Annotated in this window: 16 protein-coding genes; 9 read left to right on the forward strand and 7 right to left on the reverse strand. The window is 70.6% G+C overall.

The window, feature by feature from the left end; all coding sequences use genetic code 11:
* The first annotated feature begins 203 nt into the window (after window positions 1–203).
* The 5 genes from BLW83_RS11185 to BLW83_RS11205 all read left to right on the forward strand — a co-directional run bounded on the left by BLW83_RS11185 (window position 204) and on the right by BLW83_RS11205 (window position 5,407).
* Window positions 204–1,943 carry an ABC transporter ATP-binding protein gene (locus BLW83_RS11185; RefSeq protein WP_090848311.1) on the forward strand — a complete coding sequence of 580 codons (1,740 nt, stop codon included), beginning with the start codon at window positions 204–206 and terminating at the stop codon, window positions 1,941–1,943.
* Complete coding sequence (ygfZ, locus tag BLW83_RS11190) at window positions 1,943–2,689, forward strand: CAF17-like 4Fe-4S cluster assembly/insertion protein YgfZ (protein ID WP_090848312.1); 747 nt, start codon at window positions 1,943–1,945, stop codon at window positions 2,687–2,689. Before BLW83_RS11185 ends, ygfZ begins: the two co-directional genes overlap by 1 nt.
* Before the next feature lie 85 nt (window positions 2,690–2,774).
* A complete protein-coding gene (gene dinB, locus BLW83_RS11195) occupies window positions 2,775–3,863 on the forward strand; it encodes a DNA polymerase IV (protein ID WP_090848313.1) in 1,089 nt (362 codons plus the stop codon).
* A gap of 58 nt (window positions 3,864–3,921) precedes the next feature.
* A complete protein-coding gene (locus BLW83_RS11200) occupies window positions 3,922–4,800 on the forward strand; it encodes an EamA family transporter (RefSeq protein WP_090848314.1) in 879 nt (292 codons plus the stop codon).
* Window positions 4,801–5,086: 286 nt separating this feature from the next.
* Window positions 5,087–5,407 (forward strand): DUF6280 family protein, encoded by a 321-nt coding sequence (locus BLW83_RS11205; protein ID WP_090848315.1) that lies wholly within the window; start codon window positions 5,087–5,089, stop codon window positions 5,405–5,407.
* A 140-nt stretch (window positions 5,408–5,547) separates the two neighbouring features.
* On the opposite strand, the gene BLW83_RS11210 is transcribed toward BLW83_RS11205, so the two are convergent.
* Both BLW83_RS11210 and BLW83_RS11215 read right to left on the reverse strand, forming a co-directional pair.
* Complete coding sequence (locus BLW83_RS11210) at window positions 5,548–6,267, reverse strand: LrgB family protein (protein ID WP_090848316.1); 720 nt, start codon at window positions 6,265–6,267, stop codon at window positions 5,548–5,550.
* Window positions 6,264–6,620: a CidA/LrgA family protein gene (locus BLW83_RS11215; protein ID WP_090848317.1), complete on the reverse strand. Its 357-nt coding sequence runs from the start codon at window positions 6,618–6,620 to the stop codon at window positions 6,264–6,266. The genes BLW83_RS11210 and BLW83_RS11215 overlap by 4 nt, the downstream gene beginning before the upstream one ends.
* A gap of 183 nt (window positions 6,621–6,803) precedes the next feature.
* Between BLW83_RS11215 and BLW83_RS11220 the strand changes: the two genes are divergently transcribed.
* From BLW83_RS11220 to BLW83_RS11235, 4 genes are all read left to right on the forward strand, one after another.
* Window positions 6,804–10,250: a chromosome segregation SMC family protein gene (locus tag BLW83_RS11220; RefSeq protein WP_090848318.1), complete on the forward strand. Its 3,447-nt coding sequence runs from the start codon at window positions 6,804–6,806 to the stop codon at window positions 10,248–10,250.
* Between the two features lie 124 nt (window positions 10,251–10,374).
* Complete coding sequence (locus BLW83_RS11225) at window positions 10,375–10,830, forward strand: RidA family protein (protein WP_090848319.1); 456 nt, start codon at window positions 10,375–10,377, stop codon at window positions 10,828–10,830.
* A gap of 139 nt (window positions 10,831–10,969) precedes the next feature.
* Window positions 10,970–11,725, forward strand: coding sequence for a glycerophosphodiester phosphodiesterase family protein (locus BLW83_RS11230; protein ID WP_090848320.1), 756 nt, complete (start codon window positions 10,970–10,972; stop codon window positions 11,723–11,725).
* The gene (locus tag BLW83_RS11235) at window positions 11,713–12,438 is read left to right on the forward strand and encodes an SDR family oxidoreductase (RefSeq protein ID WP_090848321.1); all 726 of its coding nucleotides are present in this window, start codon (window positions 11,713–11,715) and stop codon (window positions 12,436–12,438) included. The genes BLW83_RS11230 and BLW83_RS11235 overlap by 13 nt, the downstream gene beginning before the upstream one ends.
* Before the next feature lie 13 nt (window positions 12,439–12,451).
* Here BLW83_RS11235 and BLW83_RS11240 read toward each other — a convergent pair whose 3' ends face one another.
* The 5 genes from BLW83_RS11240 to BLW83_RS11260 all read right to left on the reverse strand — a co-directional run bounded on the left by BLW83_RS11240 (window position 12,452) and on the right by BLW83_RS11260 (window position 15,742).
* Window positions 12,452–12,916, reverse strand: coding sequence for a PTS sugar transporter subunit IIA (locus BLW83_RS11240; protein ID WP_073067951.1), 465 nt, complete (start codon window positions 12,914–12,916; stop codon window positions 12,452–12,454).
* Between the two features lie 86 nt (window positions 12,917–13,002).
* Entirely contained in the window at window positions 13,003–13,584 is a 582-nt protein-coding gene (hpf, locus tag BLW83_RS11245; RefSeq protein ID WP_090848322.1) for a ribosome hibernation-promoting factor, HPF/YfiA family, read from the reverse strand.
* 207 nt (window positions 13,585–13,791) lie between these two features.
* On the reverse strand, window positions 13,792–14,616 hold the full coding sequence (lptB, locus tag BLW83_RS11250) for an LPS export ABC transporter ATP-binding protein (protein ID WP_090848323.1): 825 nt from the start codon (window positions 14,614–14,616) through the stop codon (window positions 13,792–13,794).
* On the reverse strand, window positions 14,616–15,101 hold the full coding sequence (gene lptA, locus BLW83_RS11255; protein ID WP_090848497.1) for a lipopolysaccharide transport periplasmic protein LptA: 486 nt from the start codon (window positions 15,099–15,101) through the stop codon (window positions 14,616–14,618). Before lptA ends, lptB begins: the two co-directional genes overlap by 1 nt.
* Before the next feature lie 62 nt (window positions 15,102–15,163).
* Complete coding sequence (locus BLW83_RS11260; protein ID WP_090848324.1) at window positions 15,164–15,742, reverse strand: hypothetical protein; 579 nt, start codon at window positions 15,740–15,742, stop codon at window positions 15,164–15,166.
* Between the last annotated feature and the right edge of the window lie 4 nt (window positions 15,743–15,746).

Here is a 15,746-nt window from a genome sequence, read left to right on the forward strand (position 1 = left end):
GTTGCGCCGATGTATTTCGCGGCACAGGCCAAGGAGCAGCGCCTCATCCCGGCGCCCGCCTCCCCCGGGGATTTCATCTTGCCCCAAGTATCCCGGGGTGAGGCCCGGGACGGGCCGGGGGGCAGCGCCCCTCCTTTCCCCACCCTCCACTTGTCGCGCCAGACATCCCCGGCTATCCCCGCATGAACCGCAGGAGTGCCCGGATGCCGTCACGCGCCGAACGACAACGCGGCCTTTTCGGAAGGCTCTGGCAGGATTACCTGCGCCGCTACTGGCCGGGCATGAGCGTTGCCGCGGTGCTGATGATGGTCGAGGGCTCGACGCTGGCGCTGCTCAGCTGGATGCTGAAGCCGCTGTTCGACCGGGTGTTCGTCGGCCGCGACGAAAGCGCGATGTGGTGGGTCGGGGGCGTGATCCTGTCGCTGTTCCTGGTCCGCGCCACCACCTATGTGATCACACGCGCGATCCTGACCTCGGTCCAGCAGGGGGTCGCGACGCGGATGCAGACCGACCTGCTGCGCCACCTGCTGACACTCGACGGGGCGTTCTTTCAGACCAACCCGCCCGGCGCGCTGATCGAGCGGGTCCAGGGCGACACCCAGGCGGTGCAGGGGATCTGGACCACCTTCATCACCGGGGCAGCGCGGGATGCGATCTCGCTGGTGGCGCTGTTCGGGGTGGCGATCGCCACCGACCCGTGGTGGACCGCCGCGGCACTGGTGGGCGCGCCGCTGCTGATCCTGCCCACGGCGCTGGTGCAGCGCTATATCCGGCGCAAGACCCGCCAGACCCGCGCCGCCGCAAGCGCCCGCGCCACGCGGCTGGACGAGGTGCTGCACGGCATCCGCGCCGTCCGGCTTTATCAGATGGAGGATTACCAGACCGCCCGCTTTGCCCGGGTGGTCGGCGACATCCGCCGCGCCGAGACAAGGATGAGCGCGGTGAACGCGGTGGTGCCGGCGCTGGTCGATATCGTCACCGGGCTGGGCTTTGTCGGCGTCCTGGCGCTGGGGGGCGCGCAGGTCACCAGCGGCGAACGCAGCGTGGGCGATTTCATGTCCTTTTTTGCGGCGCTGTCGCTGGCGTTCCAGCCGCTGCGCCGGCTGGGTGGGCTTGCCGGCAGCTGGCAGACGGCGGCGGCCTCGCTGGAACGGCTTTACGCGATCTTCGACATGCGGCCCACCATCGCCTCGGGGGAACGGCGCGAGCCGCCCCCCGACACCACCATCAGGCTGGACGACGTGCATCTGTCCTATGACGGCCACCCGGTGCTGCGCGGGTTGGGCTTTACCGCGCGGGCGGGCGAAACCACGGCGCTGGTCGGGCCGTCGGGGGCGGGGAAATCCACCATCTTCAACCTGCTGACCCGGATGGTCGATGCGGATTCGGGCACGGTCAGCCTCGGCGACGTGCCGGTGCAGCAATTCGATCTGACCACGCTGCGCGACCAGTTCTCGACCGTCAGCCAGGATTCGGCGCTGTTCGACGAGACCCTGCGCGAAAACATGGTGCTGGGCACCGACGTGACCGAGGCACAACTGCAAGCGGCAGTGCTGGCCGCGCATGTCCCCGAATTCGCCGAGGGGCTGCCCCTGGGGCTGAACACCCCGGCAGGGCCGCGCGGGTCGTCGCTGTCGGGCGGGCAGCGCCAGCGCATCGCCATCGCCCGCGCCCTGCTACGCAACGCGCCGGTGCTGCTGCTGGACGAGGCCACCAGCGCGCTGGACGTGGCGTCCGAGCGGCTGGTCCAGCAGGCGCTGGACGAGCTGTCCATCGGCCGCACCACGCTGGTCATCGCGCACCGCCTGTCCACCATCCGCAACGCCGACCGCATCGTGGTGATCGAGGCGGGGCGGGTTGTGGAACAGGGCAGCCATGACCAGCTAATGGAACTGAACGGCACCTATGCCGCGCTTGTCCGGCTACAATTCGGGGGGGAATGATGCGCAAGATCCTGCGGGTCAGTGGTGAGGACCGGGTCGGTTTCCTGCAAGGGCTGGTCAGCAACGACGTGGCCCGCGCGCCCTGCTGGGCGGCGATGCTGACGCCGCAGGGCAAGTATCTGGCCGATTTCCTGATCCTGCCCGACGACGATTCGCTGCTGCTGGACGTGGATGCGCGGCTGGCGGACGACCTGATGCGGCGGCTGTCGATGTATCGGCTGCGCGCCGCGGTCGAGCTGGCGGAAACCCCGTTGCAGGTCACGCGCGGCACCGGGCCTGCGCCCGCGGGCGCCATCCCCGACCCGCGGCACCCGGCGCTCGGCTGGCGGCTTTACGGGGAAAACGCCGGCGACGACGGCACCGACTGGGACGCGATTCGCGTGGCCCATATCATCCCCGAAACGCTGATCGAGCTGATCCCGAACGAGACCTATATCCTCGAAGCCGGGTTCGAGCGCCTGCATGGCGTCGATTTCCGCAAGGGCTGCTATGTCGGGCAAGAGGTCACCGCCCGGATGCGCCACAAGACCCAGCTGCGCAAGGGCCTGGTCGGGGTGGGGGTCGAGGGCGAGGCCCCGGCGGGCACGCCCATCCTGACCGAAAACGGGCGCGAGGCGGGGGTGCTTTACACCCGGTCCGGCGGGCGCGGCATCGCGCATCTGCGCTTTGATCGCATGGCGGGGCCGCTGACCGCCGGGGACGCGGCGATCGTCGCGACCGACAAGCCGGCATCCCCCGCTCTGTAGGGTGTGTGGTTTCCACGCACCGACCGCCGCGTGTGGTGCGTGGAAACCACGCACCCTACGGGCACCATGGCCGGCGGTGTGAACCATGGACCCTGAGCCGCCCGAGCCTGTCCGCCGCATCGTCCACATCGACATGGACGCGTTCTTCGCCAGCGTGGAACAGCGCGACAATCCGGAACTGCGCGGCCGGCCGGTGGCGGTGGGCGGATCATCCGCGCGCGGCGTGGTGGCCGCCGCCAGCTACGAGGCGCGGCCCTATGGCGTGCGCTCGGCCATGCCCTCGGTCAGGGCGGCGCGGCTGTGCCCGGATCTCGTCTTCGTCAAGCCGCGATTCGAGGTCTACAAGGCCGTCAGCGCCCGGATCCGCGGCATCTTCGCCCGTTTCACCCCGCTGATCGAGCCGCTGTCGCTGGACGAGGCCTATCTGGACCTGACCGATCATTTGCAGGGCCGCAGCGCCACTGCCATCGCGCAGGACATCCGGGCGCTGATCCGGGCGGAAACCGGGCTGACCGCCTCGGCCGGGGTCAGCTACAACAAGTTTCTGGCCAAGCTGGCCTCGGACCAGCGCAAACCCGACGGGCTGTTCGTGATCCCGCCCGAGATGGGGCCGGGCTTCGTGCTGCCCCTGCCCGTGGGCCGGTTCCACGGCGTCGGCCCCGCCACCGCCGCGCGGATGGAACGCCACGGCATCCGCACCGGCGCCGACCTGCACCGCCAGAGCCTTGAGTTCCTGACCGCGCAATTCGGCAAGGCCGGGCGGCATTACTGGCACATCGCCCGCGGCATCGACCACCGCGAGGTGCGCCCCGACCGCGAGCGCAAGTCGATCGGCGCCGAAACCACCTTTGAACACGACATCCACGACCTGCCCGCAGCACGGGCCGCGCTGGAGCCGCTGGCCGCCAAGGTCTGGCGCCATGCCGAGACGCGCGAGCTTTCGGGGCGGACGGTCACGCTCAAGGCGAAATACGCCGATTTCCGCATCGTCACCCGCGCCCATAGCGCCGAGCGCCCGGTGGGGTCCGCGCCCGAGCTGCTGGGCCGGGCAGTCGCGATGCTGCCGCAGCTGCTGCCCGACCCGCGGGGGGTGCGGCTGCTGGGCATCACCCTGTCGGCACTGTGCCCGCCGCCGGACGGCCCCGCGCCCGAACAGCTGGACCTGTTCGGCTGAGCTTGCGCCCGGCGCGGCGATCGGGTCATCTCGCGCGGATGTCACGAAAGGGCGGCCGATGCAGGGGCGCGATCGCGGACTGGTCCTGCTGGTGCCAATCCTCTGGGGGCTGAACTTTCCCGCCACGGCGCTGGCGCTGGAACATTACCCGCCGCTGCTGGCGGCGGCGCTGCGCTTTCTGCTGATGCTGCCGGCGCTGCTGTTCGTGCCCTTTCCCAAGGTGCCGCTGCGCTGGCTGATCGGGACAGGGGTCGGGCTGGGGGTGGTGCAGTTTTCGTTTCTGTATATCGGGATCGCGGCGGGAATGCCGGTGGGGCTGGCCTCGCTGGTGCTACAGGCGTCGGCCCCGTTCACCATCCTGCTGGCGGTGCTGTTCCTGGGCGAGCGGATGACGCCAAGGCGGCTGGCCGGTGTCGCACTTGCGGTGCTGGGGCTGGCGATCATCGGCGCCAGCCGGGCGCTGTCTGCGGCATGGCTGCCGATGGCGCTGACGCTGCTGGCGGCCTTTGGCTGGGCGATCGGCAATGTCTCGGCCCGGCTGGCGCGCGCGCCCGACCCGCTGCAACTGACCATGTGGATGGCGGTGGTGCCGCCCTTGCCGCTGCTGGCGCTGTCGCTGCTGATCGAGCGGCCGCTGATCGGCCCGGCGCTGGCCGGCGCCCTGCACCCGCAGGCGATCCCCGCCAATCTGGGGCTGGCCTATATCGTGGTGTTTTCCACCGTAATCGGCTATGGCATCTGGAACGCGCTGATGGCGCGCTATCCGGCCAGCGAGGTCGCGCCATGGTCGATGCTGGTTCCCATCGTCGGCATCGCCTCGTCCTGGGCGGTATTCGGGGAAATTCCCCGGCCGCTGGAACTTGCGGCCGGGTTGCTGGTTATCGGGGGCGTGATCCTTGCCAGCCGGCCGCCGCGCCGCCCAGAGTTGCGCGGATAGAGGCGGATCGGCTGGCCAGAGATGTTTTGTGACGGGTTTGAACCATTAAAGGGGTTGTCAAGCGGCCAAGGCGGATTATCTGCCATAGGACTGCGTTGAAAACCGGGGAAAATAAAGCTCTCGGGTGGGATTGCGCCAGACGCATGGCCGCTTTGCGGCCAGAGGGATAACGAATCACCTGCCGGAACGGCTAAGGCTTCGCAACACCCTCAAGGGCAAAAGATGACGGGGTTCGGCGGCCCCGGCTCCTCCGCGTTGCGGGGGATATGGAAACAGGAAGACTTCGATGCGTGATTTCGTTGACGGCTCGGCATTCAATTTCGAACAGGGCCAGCGCGCCCGCAAGCTGTTCGCGGCGGTGGTGCTGGCGGCGTTGGACGATGCCATCGCCGACGACAAGAAATACGGCAACGGCGCCGAACAGATCGCCCGCTGGGCGCGTTCGCGCGACGGGCGCGAGGTGCTGAGCTGCGCCGGCATCGACCCGAACGAACGGGTGGTCAAGGGGCTGGTGGAATTCGTGGGCAAGGGCGTGCGGACCTCGGTCGCGCTGTCGCGCGAGGAAAGCGAACGCCGCATGGCCGCCGAAAACGCCGAGGCCGCCTGACCTCATCCCGCCCAGCTTCACGCAGAAAAGCCGCTCACAGGGGCGGCTTTTTTTCATGCGGCTTCTGCCCCGTCCTCCCGGTCTTCGGGCGGTTCTTAAATATCCCGGGGTCCGGGGCAGCGCCCCGGTCCGGCAGCCCCTCACACGAACAACCGCAGCACCAGCGGCGCCAGAATCGCCGTCAGCACCGCATTCAACCCCATGGCGATGCCGGCGAATGCCCCTGCCGTGGGGTTGACCTGCAACGCCCGCGCCGTGCCGATGCCGTGCGCGGCGGTGCCCACCGCCAGCCCGCGCGCCCGCCAGTCGCGCAGCCCCAGCGCGTCGAACAGCGGCGTGACCACCATGGCGCCGAAAACCCCGGTGATCAGCACCAGCGCCGCGGTCAGCGTGGGCAGCCCGCCCAGCCGCTCGGCGATACCGATGGCGACCGGCGCGGTGGTCGATTTCGGCGCCAGCGAGGCCAGCACCTGCGGCCCCAGCCCGAACAGATGCGCAATCGCCAGTGCCGAGCCCACCGCCACCAGCGACCCCGCCAGCAGCCCGGCGACGATGGGCAGCGCCGCCGCCCGCATCCGCGCCAGATTGTCGTGCATCGGCAGCGCCAGGCACACCGTCGCCGGGCCCAGCAGGAAATGCACGAACTGCGCGCCCTCGAAATAAGTGCCGTAATCGGTGCCCGTCGCGGTCAGCAGCAGCCCCAGCGCCAGCACCGCGATCAGCACCGGGTTGGCCCAGCTTTGCCGCCTCATCGCGCGCGACACCGCATCCCCCAGCGCATAGGCACCCAGCGTCGCCGTCAGCCACAGCAGCGGCCCCTGCGTCAGGTAAGCCCAGATCAGCGCGGGATCGGCGGTCATGGGTCGTCCTCTTGCCCGGTCAGCCGCGCGACCAGCGTAAAGGCCAGCGCCCCCGCCACCAGCGCCAGCACCGTCGAGCCAAGGATCGCCAGCAGCAGCGCCACCCCGTCCTCGCGCAGCAGCGACAGATGCGCGATCACCCCAACCCCGGCGGGCACAAAGAACAGCGACAGATGCGCCAGCACGCCCTGCGCCGCAGCGCGCAGCCATTCGGCCAGCGCCGGTCGCAGCCACATCGCCGCCAGCAGCAGCACCAGCCCCGCCACCGGCCCCGGCAAGGGCAGGTCAAGCGCGCGCGAGATCGCCTCGCCCGCCAGCTGGAATGCCAGGATCGTGAACAGCACCGGAACCATTCCCGCATCCTGCCGCGCAGCCGTGCGCGACGAAAGCCCTGTCGCCGCAATTTTTTGCGCTGCTTGGAAAATCGGCGACAACTTGTGGATAACCGCCGACCTCACACCAGATGTTGCGGTGTTTCCTTGACTCGGCCGGGTTGCCCGCGCGAAAATGGACAAAACCGCCCCCGGGATCCAACCGTGCAGTTCGACCGCCTTCGCCTCAACGGCTTCAAGAGCTTCGTGGACCCGACCGAGCTGGTCATCCGCCGGGGCCTGACCGGCGTGGTCGGTCCCAATGGCTGCGGCAAGTCCAACCTGCTTGAGGCCCTGCGCTGGGTCATGGGCGAAAACCGCCCCACCGCCATGCGCGGCGACGGGATGGAGGACGTGATCTTCGCCGGCACCACCCGCCGCCCCGCCCGCGCCCATGCCGAGGTCGGGCTGGCCATCGACAACAGCGCGCGGCTGGCGCCGGTGGGTTTCAACGACAGCGATTCGCTGGAAATCACCCGCCGGATCACCCGCGACGCCGGTTCCGCCTATCGCATCAACGGGCGCGAGGTGCGGGCGCGCGACGTGCAGATGCTGTTCGCGGATGCCTCGACCGGCTCGCAATCGCCGGCGCTGGTGCGGCAGGGCCAGATTTCCGAGCTGATCAACGCCAAGCCGAAATCCCGCCGCCGGGTGCTGGAAGAGGCCGCGGGCATCGGGGGGCTTTACCAGCGCCGGCACGAGGCCGAGCTGAAGCTGAACGGGGCCGAACAGAACCTTGCCCGCGTTGACGACACGCTGGACCAGCTGTCCACGCAGGCCGCGGCGCTGGCCCGGCAGGCCCGCACCGCCGCGCGCTATCGCGAGATCGGGGCGGCGCTGCGGGTCGCGGAAAGCGCGCTGCTCTATCGTCGCTGGGCGGATGCGCAGGCGGCGCTGGATCACGCGCAGGCGACGCTGGCTGCCGACGGGCGCGCCGCGCAGGCGGCAGAGGCCGGGGCAAGGGACGCCACCGCCGCCCGCGCCGCCGCCGAATCAGCACTGCCGCCGCTGCGCGAAGAAGACGCGATCGCCGCCGCCATCCGCACCCGCGCGATGGCGGAAACCGAATCGCTGGACGACGCCGATGCCCGTGCCCGCGACGCCATCGCCACGCTGTCGGCACGGCTGGCCCAGCTTGACCGCGACATCGAACGCGAGGCCGCGCTGAACCGCGATGCGGGCGAGGTTCTGGCCCGGCTGGACTGGGAACGGACCGAGCTTGAGAAAGCCCACGCCGGCCACGACGACCGGCTGGCCACAGCCGAATCCGCGGCGACCGAGGCCGCGGCAGCACTGCGCCAGCTGGAATCACGGTTGGGCGAGTTGACCGACGAATCTGCCCGCGCCGCCGCCCGCCATCAATCCGCGGAACGGCTGGTCCATGACCTGCGCGCCATGCGCGACCGCGCCGCCCGCGCGCAGGCCGAGGCCACCGATGCCGTGCAGCGCGCCGATGCCGCCGGGCAACAGGCCGCGGCCGCATTGCAACAGGCGCAAGTAGCGCAGCAGGGCGCCGCCGACACCGCAACCGAGGCCGAGGCCCGGCTGGCCGCGACCGAGGCCGCCCGCGCCGCCTCGGCCGATGCCGAAACCTCCGCCCGCACCGCCCGCGCCACCGCCGAGGGTGAAACCGCCGCGTTGCAGGCCGAATGTGCGGCGCTGTCGCGGCTGGTCGCGCGCGGCCGGGCCGAGGGCGGGGCGATACTGGACGAAATCACGGTCGCGCCGGGGTCCGAGGCCGCACTGGGCGCGGCGCTTGGCGACGAATTGCGGCTGCCCGCGACCGACCATGGCCCCGGCTGGCGCAGCCTGCCCGCCCCCCCGGACGACCCCGCGCTGCCCGATGGCGCCGCCCCCTTGGCCGCACAGGTGCAGGCGCCCCCGGCGCTGGCCCGGCGGCTGGCGCAGATCGGCATCGCCCCCGACGCCGCCACCGCCGCGCAGATGCAGCCCCGGCTGCGCCCCGGCCAACGGCTGGTCACAGCTGCGGGCGATCTGTTTCGCTGGGACGGGCTGGTGCTGCCGGCGGGCGAGGCGGGATCGGCGGCAGCGTTGCATCTGCAACAGGTCAACCGGCTCAGGGATGCCACCGCGCTGGCCGACACCGCCCGCACCCGCGCCGCGACCGCCATCGCCGCCCATGACGCCGCCCGCGCCGCGCTGAAGGACGCAACCACCGCGGAAACCTCGGCCCGCGACGCCAGCCGTGCCGCCGAACGGGCGCTGTCGGATGTCTCGCGCGCCGCCACCCGCGCCGAATCGGACCTGTCGCTGGCCCATGGCCGCACCGAATCCGCCCGTGCCGAACGCGCCCGCCATGAGGGCGACCAGGCCGACGCCGCCCGCCGTCTGGCCGAGGCCGAGGCCGCGCTGGCCGCCCTGCCCGACCGCAGTGATGCCGCCGCCGCCGTCGAACAGGCGAAAACCGCCGTCGAGGCCGCCCGCATCGCCACCCTGACCCGCCGCGGCGCGCTGGACGAATTGCGCCGCGAGGGCAGCGCGCGGGTCAAGCGGCTGCAAGAAATCTCGCGCGAGGATTCGGGCTGGCGGCTGCGGCTTGAACAGGCCGGCACCCGCGCCGGCGAGTTGGCGGCACGGCGCAGCACCACCGCCGCCGAGCTGGGTCAGGCCGAGGCGCTGCCCGAAACCCTGACCGCACAGCGGCAGGTGCTGGCGCAGCGCATGGCTGACGCCGACGCCCGCGTGACCCGCGCCCGCGCCGCGCTTGCCACCGCCGATGCCGCGCTGCTTGCCGCCACCACCGCTGAACGCGACGCCGAGCGCGCCGCCGCCGATGCCCGCGAAACCCGCGCCCGCAGCGAGGCCCGCCGCGACGCCGCGCTTGAGGCTCAGGCGCAGGCGAGCGCCCGCATCGCCGAGGAACTCGACACCACCCCGGCAGCCTTGGCCGACACGCTGGACCCCGCCGCCCTGCCCGAACCCACGCAGCTGGAAACCGACATTGCCCGGCTGCGCAGCCAGCGCGACGGGCTGGGGCCGGTCAACCTGCGCGCCGACGCCGACAAAAGCGAGCTGGAAACCGAACGCGACCGGCTGGCGACGGAAAAGCAGGACCTGACCGAGGCGATCCGCAAGCTGCGCGGCGGTATCGGCAGTCTCAACCGCGAGGGGCGAGAGCGGCTGCTGGCGGCGTTTGACACGGTGAACGGCAATTTCACCACCCTGTTCACCCATCTGTTCGGCGGCGGCGAGGCGCGGCTGGTGCTGGTCGAATCCGACGACCCGCTTGAGGCCGGGCTGGAAATCATGTGCCAGCCGCCGGGCAAGAAACTGTCCACGCTTAGCCTGCTGTCGGGGGGTGAGCAGACGCTGACCGCGCTGGCGCTGATATTCGCGGTGTTCCTGGCCACCCCCGCCCCGATCTGCGTGCTGGACGAGGTCGACGCGCCCTTGGACGACGCCAACGTGGCCCGGTTCTGCGACTTGCTGGACGAGATGACCCGGCGCACCGACACGCGGTTTTTGATCATCACCCACCACGCGGTCACCATGTCGCGCATGGACCGGCTGTTCGGGGTGACGATGGTGGAACCGGGGGTCAGCCAGCTGGTCAGCGTGGACCTCAAGCGGGCCGAGGCGCTGGTGGCGTAAGGGGGGCGCTGCCCCCCACGGCGCAAGCGCCTCCCCCCGGGATATTTGGGAACCGCCCGAAGGGGGCATGGTCAAGCGCCGCGTCGCCCGCTAGCCTGCGCGCGACGAAATCCCGGAGGAACCCATGTCGTTCGACGCCCGCATCGCCCAGCTTGGCATCACCCTGCCCGACGCCCCCGCCCCGGCGGCGAATTATGTGCCCTATGTGCAAAGCGGCAAGCTGCTGTTCGTGTCCGGCCAGATCGCCGCCGGCCCCGAGGGGCTGATTCGCGGCCGGCTGGGCGAGGATATGGACGCGGCCGCAGGTGCCGCGGCGGCGCGGGCCTGCGGGCTTGCGCTGATCGCGCAGGCGCGGGCGGCGCTGGGGTCGCTGGACCGGATCGCGCGGGTGGTGAAGCTGACCGGCTTTGTCAATTCGACCCCCGATTTCACCGACCAGCCCGAGGTGGTGAACGGCTGCTCGGACCTGATGGTCGAGGTGTTCGGCGACGCCGGCCGCCACGCCCGCGCCGCAGTCAGCGCCGCCGCCCTGCCCCGCGGCGTCGCGGTCGAGGTCGAGGCGATCTTTGAGATCGCGTGAGGCTGATTCTTCCATGTGAAAATATCCCGGGCTTCCGAGCGCACGGAAAAACGGTCCGGTGGACCGTTTTCAGCGAGGAAGGCCACGGCAGTGGCCGGGGGCTGGCCCCCGGTCCTGCGGTGGCCATATTGGCGCGCCCATGCTGCACCCTGATTTCCTGACCCGCCCGCTGGCGCATCGCGGCCTGCACGGGCCGGGGGTGCCGGAAAACTCGCTGCCGGCGTTCCGGGCGGCGATCGCCTCGGGCTACGGGATTGAACTGGACGTGCAGCCGGCGCGCGACGGCACGCCGCTGGTGTTTCACGACGCCGGGTTGCGGCGGATGGCGGGGATCGACGCGCCGGTCAGCAGCCTGGGCGTGGCTGATGCCGCCGCCTGCCGCCTGCTGGGCACCGCCCACGGCATCCCGACGCTGGACGAGGTTCTGGCGCTGGTCGCCGGCCGCGTGCCGGTGCTGATCGAGGTCAAGGATCCGGACGACACGCTGGGGCCTGACATCGGCGCTCTGCCGGACCTTGTCGCAAGGATCGCGGCCGCCCATGCCGCGCAGGGGCATCCGGTCGCGGTGATGAGCTTCAACCCGCATATGGTGGCGGCGATGGCGCGGCCGGGGCTGGCGGCGGGGCTGACCAGCTGCGGCTTTGGTATCACGGGCTGGCCACGGATCGCCGCGGCGCGGCGGGCGGCGCTGGCGCGGCTTGAGGGGTTCGACACGGTGGGCGCCTGTTTCATCTCGCACGACTGCAAGGATCTGGACAATCCGGCGGTGCTGGCGCTGGCGCGGCGCGGGGTTCCCGTGCTGTGCTGGACCATCCGTTCCGCCGCGGCCGAAACCGCCGCGCGCCGCATCGCCCGCAACATCACCTTTGAGGGGTATCGACCATGCGCATCCTGATCACCGGCGGCACCCGCGGCATCGGCCGCGCCACCGCATTGTCCTGCGCGGCGCGGGGCTGGACCACGGCCCTGGGGTATCGCGGCGACGCGGCTGCGGCGGCCGAAACCCTGGCCGCGATCAAGGCGGCCGGGGGGCGGTCCAGCGCCCATGCCGCGGATATTTCCGACCCCGCGCAGGTGGCGGCGCTGTTCGATGCGGCAACCGCGGCGATGGGCGGGCTGGACGGGGTGGTGGTCAACGCGGGGATCGTCGCGCCGGTGATGCCGCTGGCCCAGATGACGCCGGACCGGATCGAGCGCATGGTCCGCGTCAACCTGACCGGGGCGCTGTATTGCGCGCGCGAGGCGGCGCGGCGGCTGCCGGACGGGGGTCGGGTGGTGCTGATGTCCTCGGCCGCGGCGCGGCTGGGATCTGCGGGGAAATACGTCGATTATGCCGCGACCAAGGGCGCGATCGACACGCTGACCATCGGGCTGGCGCAGGAATTGGCGCCGCGCCGCATCCGGGTGAACGGGGTGCGCCCCGGCATCATCGACACCGACATCCACGCCGACGGGGGCGAGCCGGATCGGGTGGCGCTTGCCGGCCCCAAGCTGCCGCTGGGCCGCGCCGGCCGCGCCGAAGAGGTCGCGGCGGCCGTGGTCTGGCTGCTGTCGGACGAGGCCAGCTATACCAGCGGCGCCATCATCGACGTGGCGGGGGCGCGCTAAGCTCCCGACCCCCTCAGGCCGCCGAGGTTTCCTGCGCCGCCGCCAGCACCGCGTGCAGCGCCACCGGGTCGTCGTTGGCGCGCAGCTTGGCGCGCATATCGGCGTCGCGCAGGGTGCGGCTGACCAGCGCCAGCGCCTTGAGATGTTCAACCCCCGGGCTGTCGGGGGCCAGCAGCGCGAACACCAGATCGACGGGCTGGCGGTCCACCGCGTCGAAATCCATCGGCTTGTCCAGCCGCAAAAACAGCCCGGCGACCTTTTCCAGCCCCGGAATCCGCGCATGGGGCAGCGCCACCCCGTGCCCGACGCCGGTCGCGCCCAGGCTTTCGCGTTCCTGCAACGCATCCAGCGTCGCCGCCGCATCCAGCCCGTAAGCCTGCGCCGCCATCTCGGCCAGATCGTGGAAAAGCCGCTTTTTAGAGCTGACCTGCGCCTGCGAGCGCACGGCCGCCGGGGAAAGAATCTCGCTGATCCGCATTTTGCTGTCCTAGCCCGTCATTGCCGCAGCCAAAGGCCGGAGGGTGGCGCAGCACCTCCGGCCCCGGGTGTTCGACGCCTGCGGCGTCAGCTCAGGTTGCGGGGGTCGATCCAGCCCACATTGCCGTCGTCGCGGCGGTGGACCACATTGACACCCCCATGTTTCTCGTTGCGGAAGACCAGCATCGCTACCCCCGCAAGCTCCATCTGCATGACTGCGTCACCGACCGATAGCGTCGGCACGCGGGTTTCCATCTCGGCCACGATGATGGGCTGAAGACCGGCATCGTCCTGCGATTCCCATTCATCCTCGTCGGCCGCCAGCACATAGCTGGACGCCGCGCCGTATTCAACCGGCGAGGTCCGGTCCTTGTGGTGGTCCTTGAGCCGGCGCTTGTAGCGGCGCAGCTGCTTGTCCATCTTTTCGCGGCATTTCTCGAACGCCGCATAGATGTTGTCGGAAGCCTGCCCCTTGGCCTGCACGGTCAGGCCGGTCGCCAGATGCACCACCGTATCGCAGATGAAATAATGGGCGTCGCGCGAAAAGATCACCGTGGAGTCGGTCGGTCGCTGGGCATATTTTTCAAAGGTCTCGCCCAGTTCGGTGCGCACGTGCGTCTGAAGCGCCTCGCCGACGTCGATCTGTTTTCCACTGATCTGATAACGCATGGTTCCTTACCTTTCCGAAAGCCCGGTTCCGCCGCCATGGGCCTGAACCGGCAACAGGGTCCGTCGCAGACCCCTGAGAGTCATTTGGTGACAGCTTCCCGGCACTGTCAATCTCGGCGGAAAATTGCCGCATTGCGGCATCACGGCGCTGCGAAGCCGGGACCGGGGCGGGGCCGGGGCGGGATCGAGGCGAACCCGTGCGGGCCGTCAGGCGGCGGTGAAGGTATCGCCCAGATACACCTCGCGCACCCGCTCATCGGCGATGATTTCATCGGTGGTGCCCGACATCAGCACGGTGCCGTCGTGCAGGATATAGGCGCGGTCCACGATGCCCAGCGTGGCGCGGACGTTGTGGTCGGTGATCAGCACGCCAATGCCGCGCGACTTGAGATCCTGCACCAGCACGCGGATATCGGCCAGCGCGATGGGATCGACGCCCGCAAAGGGTTCGTCCAGCAGCAGAAACGACGGATTCGCCGCCAGACAGCGCGCGATTTCCACCCGCCGCCGCTCGCCCCCCGACAGCGCCATGGCGGGCGCGTGGCGCAGATGGCCGATCGAGAAATCGCCCAGCAGTTCCTCCAGCCGATCGCGCTGCTTGTGGCGGCGCTTGTCGGTGACTTCCAGCACCGCCATGATGTTCTGTTCGACATCCAGCCCGCGAAAGATCGACATTTCCTGCGGCAGATAGCCGATGCCCAGCTGCGCGCGGCGAAACATCGGCAGGGCGCTGACATCGCGGCCATCGATGCTGATCCGCCCGGCGTCGGGCATCACCAGCCCGGCCACGCAATAGAAACAGGTGGTTTTCCCCGAGCCGTTCGGCCCCAGCAGCGCCACCACCTCGCCCCGGTCCAGCCGCAGCGACACGTCGCGCAGGACCAGCCGGTTGCTGTAGGATTTGCGCAGCCCCTCGATCCACAATCCGCGCGAGGGGTCGGGGTCGGGGGCCGGGTCGGGGGCCGGGGGTGAGGCCGGGGCCGGGGTGGAGGCCGGGGCCGCGGTGGCGGCGGCGTGATCGGTGCCTGACATCACTGCTGCCCCGGTTGCAGGACGCTGCGCACCCGGCCGGACACGGCGGCGGTGCCGTCCCTCAGGTTCACCTCGATGCGGTCGCCGGCCAGCACGCTGTCACCGCGGGTCACGATCGCGTCACCCGTCAGCACCACCTGCCCCGAGTCGACATCATAGACCGCTTGCGCCGCCTCGGCCGCGTCCTCGCCGCTGACCAGCGTCACCCCGCCCGAGGCATCCAGCGCCTTGATCCGCTGCTGCCCGCCCTCGCCGTAGATCACGGTGACGGTCGCGGCAGACAGGCGCATGTCGCCCTGCCCGATCAGCACATTGCCGGTGAACACGGCCTCGCCCGTGGCCTGAACGACCCGCAGGGAATCGGCCGTGACCTCGACCGGGGCCGAGGTATCGGCCCGCATCCCGCCAAAGGCGACGGTCTGCGCCAGTCCCGGCGCAGCACCACCCAGCGCCAGCAGGCCGGCAAGGGTCAGGACTCGTAGCATCGTCGGCTCCTTGTGTCGCGGCCGGTTTTGCGGGCCGGTTTGGGGCAGCGGGGGCACAGGCATCATGGGCGGTATAGCAGGCGCACGCCTTCGTTCAATTCCAGAACCTGTCCGGTGTCGGAAGGGTGGATCAGCATCGTCCCGGCCTCAAGCTCGCCAAACGGGGCGGTGACGTGAACGGTTTCATCGGCGCGCAGGGTGTCGGCGGCGGTGTCGGCCTGAAAACTGGGGCCGCGCATCACCCAGCCCGATGACAGCGCCATCCGCACCCCGCCCTCAAGCCGAATGATGGTGTCCTGCGTCTGCGCAAGGGGCGAGGTCAGCTCGATCATCAGCCCGTCGCGGGCGCGCCAGTCCAGCACCAGCGCGCTGGCGGTGCCGCTGTTGCCGCTGCCGCCGTTCCCCAGCGCCGCACGGGCCGCACGCAGGGTGACGCTGGCGCCGTCCGGGGTCACGGTGGTGTATTCGGGGGCGCCGATGCCGGGGCTGCGGCCCAGATCCTCGGGGGTGCCCTCGGCATAGGGGATCGCCGGCTCGACCGTGTCAGAGCTGCGGCCCAGCAGGAACAGCACCGACAGCAGCGCCAGCGCCGACAGCGGCAGCGCGACGCGCAGCAGCCTGACCACGCGGGTGCGCAACATCCCG

Source organism: Paracoccus alkenifer, from assembly GCF_900108405.1.
Classification (GTDB): Bacteria; Pseudomonadota; Alphaproteobacteria; order Rhodobacterales; family Rhodobacteraceae; genus Paracoccus; species Paracoccus alkenifer.

Coding starts and splice junctions, on each gene's coding strand:
- BLW83_RS11185 (WP_090848311.1), top strand. CDS start 204: ATGCCGTCACGCGCCGAACGACAACGCGGCCTTTTCGGAAGGCTCTGG.
- ygfZ (WP_090848312.1), top strand. CDS start 1,943: ATGCGCAAGATCCTGCGGGTCAGTGGTGAGGACCGGGTCGGTTTCCTG.
- dinB (WP_090848313.1), top strand. CDS start 2,775: ATGGACCCTGAGCCGCCCGAGCCTGTCCGCCGCATCGTCCACATCGAC.
- BLW83_RS11200 (WP_090848314.1), top strand. CDS start 3,922: ATGCAGGGGCGCGATCGCGGACTGGTCCTGCTGGTGCCAATCCTCTGG.
- BLW83_RS11205 (WP_090848315.1), top strand. CDS start 5,087: ATGCGTGATTTCGTTGACGGCTCGGCATTCAATTTCGAACAGGGCCAG.
- BLW83_RS11210 (WP_090848316.1), bottom strand. CDS start 6,267: ATGACCGCCGATCCCGCGCTGATCTGGGCTTACCTGACGCAGGGGCCG.
- BLW83_RS11215 (WP_090848317.1), bottom strand. CDS start 6,620: ATGGTTCCGGTGCTGTTCACGATCCTGGCATTCCAGCTGGCGGGCGAG.
- BLW83_RS11225 (WP_090848319.1), top strand. CDS start 10,375: ATGTCGTTCGACGCCCGCATCGCCCAGCTTGGCATCACCCTGCCCGAC.
- BLW83_RS11230 (WP_090848320.1), top strand. CDS start 10,970: ATGCTGCACCCTGATTTCCTGACCCGCCCGCTGGCGCATCGCGGCCTG.
- BLW83_RS11235 (WP_090848321.1), top strand. CDS start 11,713: ATGCGCATCCTGATCACCGGCGGCACCCGCGGCATCGGCCGCGCCACC.
- BLW83_RS11240 (WP_073067951.1), bottom strand. CDS start 12,916: ATGCGGATCAGCGAGATTCTTTCCCCGGCGGCCGTGCGCTCGCAGGCG.
- hpf (WP_090848322.1), bottom strand. CDS start 13,584: ATGCGTTATCAGATCAGTGGAAAACAGATCGACGTCGGCGAGGCGCTT.
- lptB (WP_090848323.1), bottom strand. CDS start 14,616: ATGTCAGGCACCGATCACGCCGCCGCCACCGCGGCCCCGGCCTCCACC.
- lptA (WP_090848497.1), bottom strand. CDS start 15,101: ATGCTACGAGTCCTGACCCTTGCCGGCCTGCTGGCGCTGGGTGGTGCT.
- BLW83_RS11260 (WP_090848324.1), bottom strand. CDS start 15,742: ATGTTGCGCACCCGCGTGGTCAGGCTGCTGCGCGTCGCGCTGCCGCTG.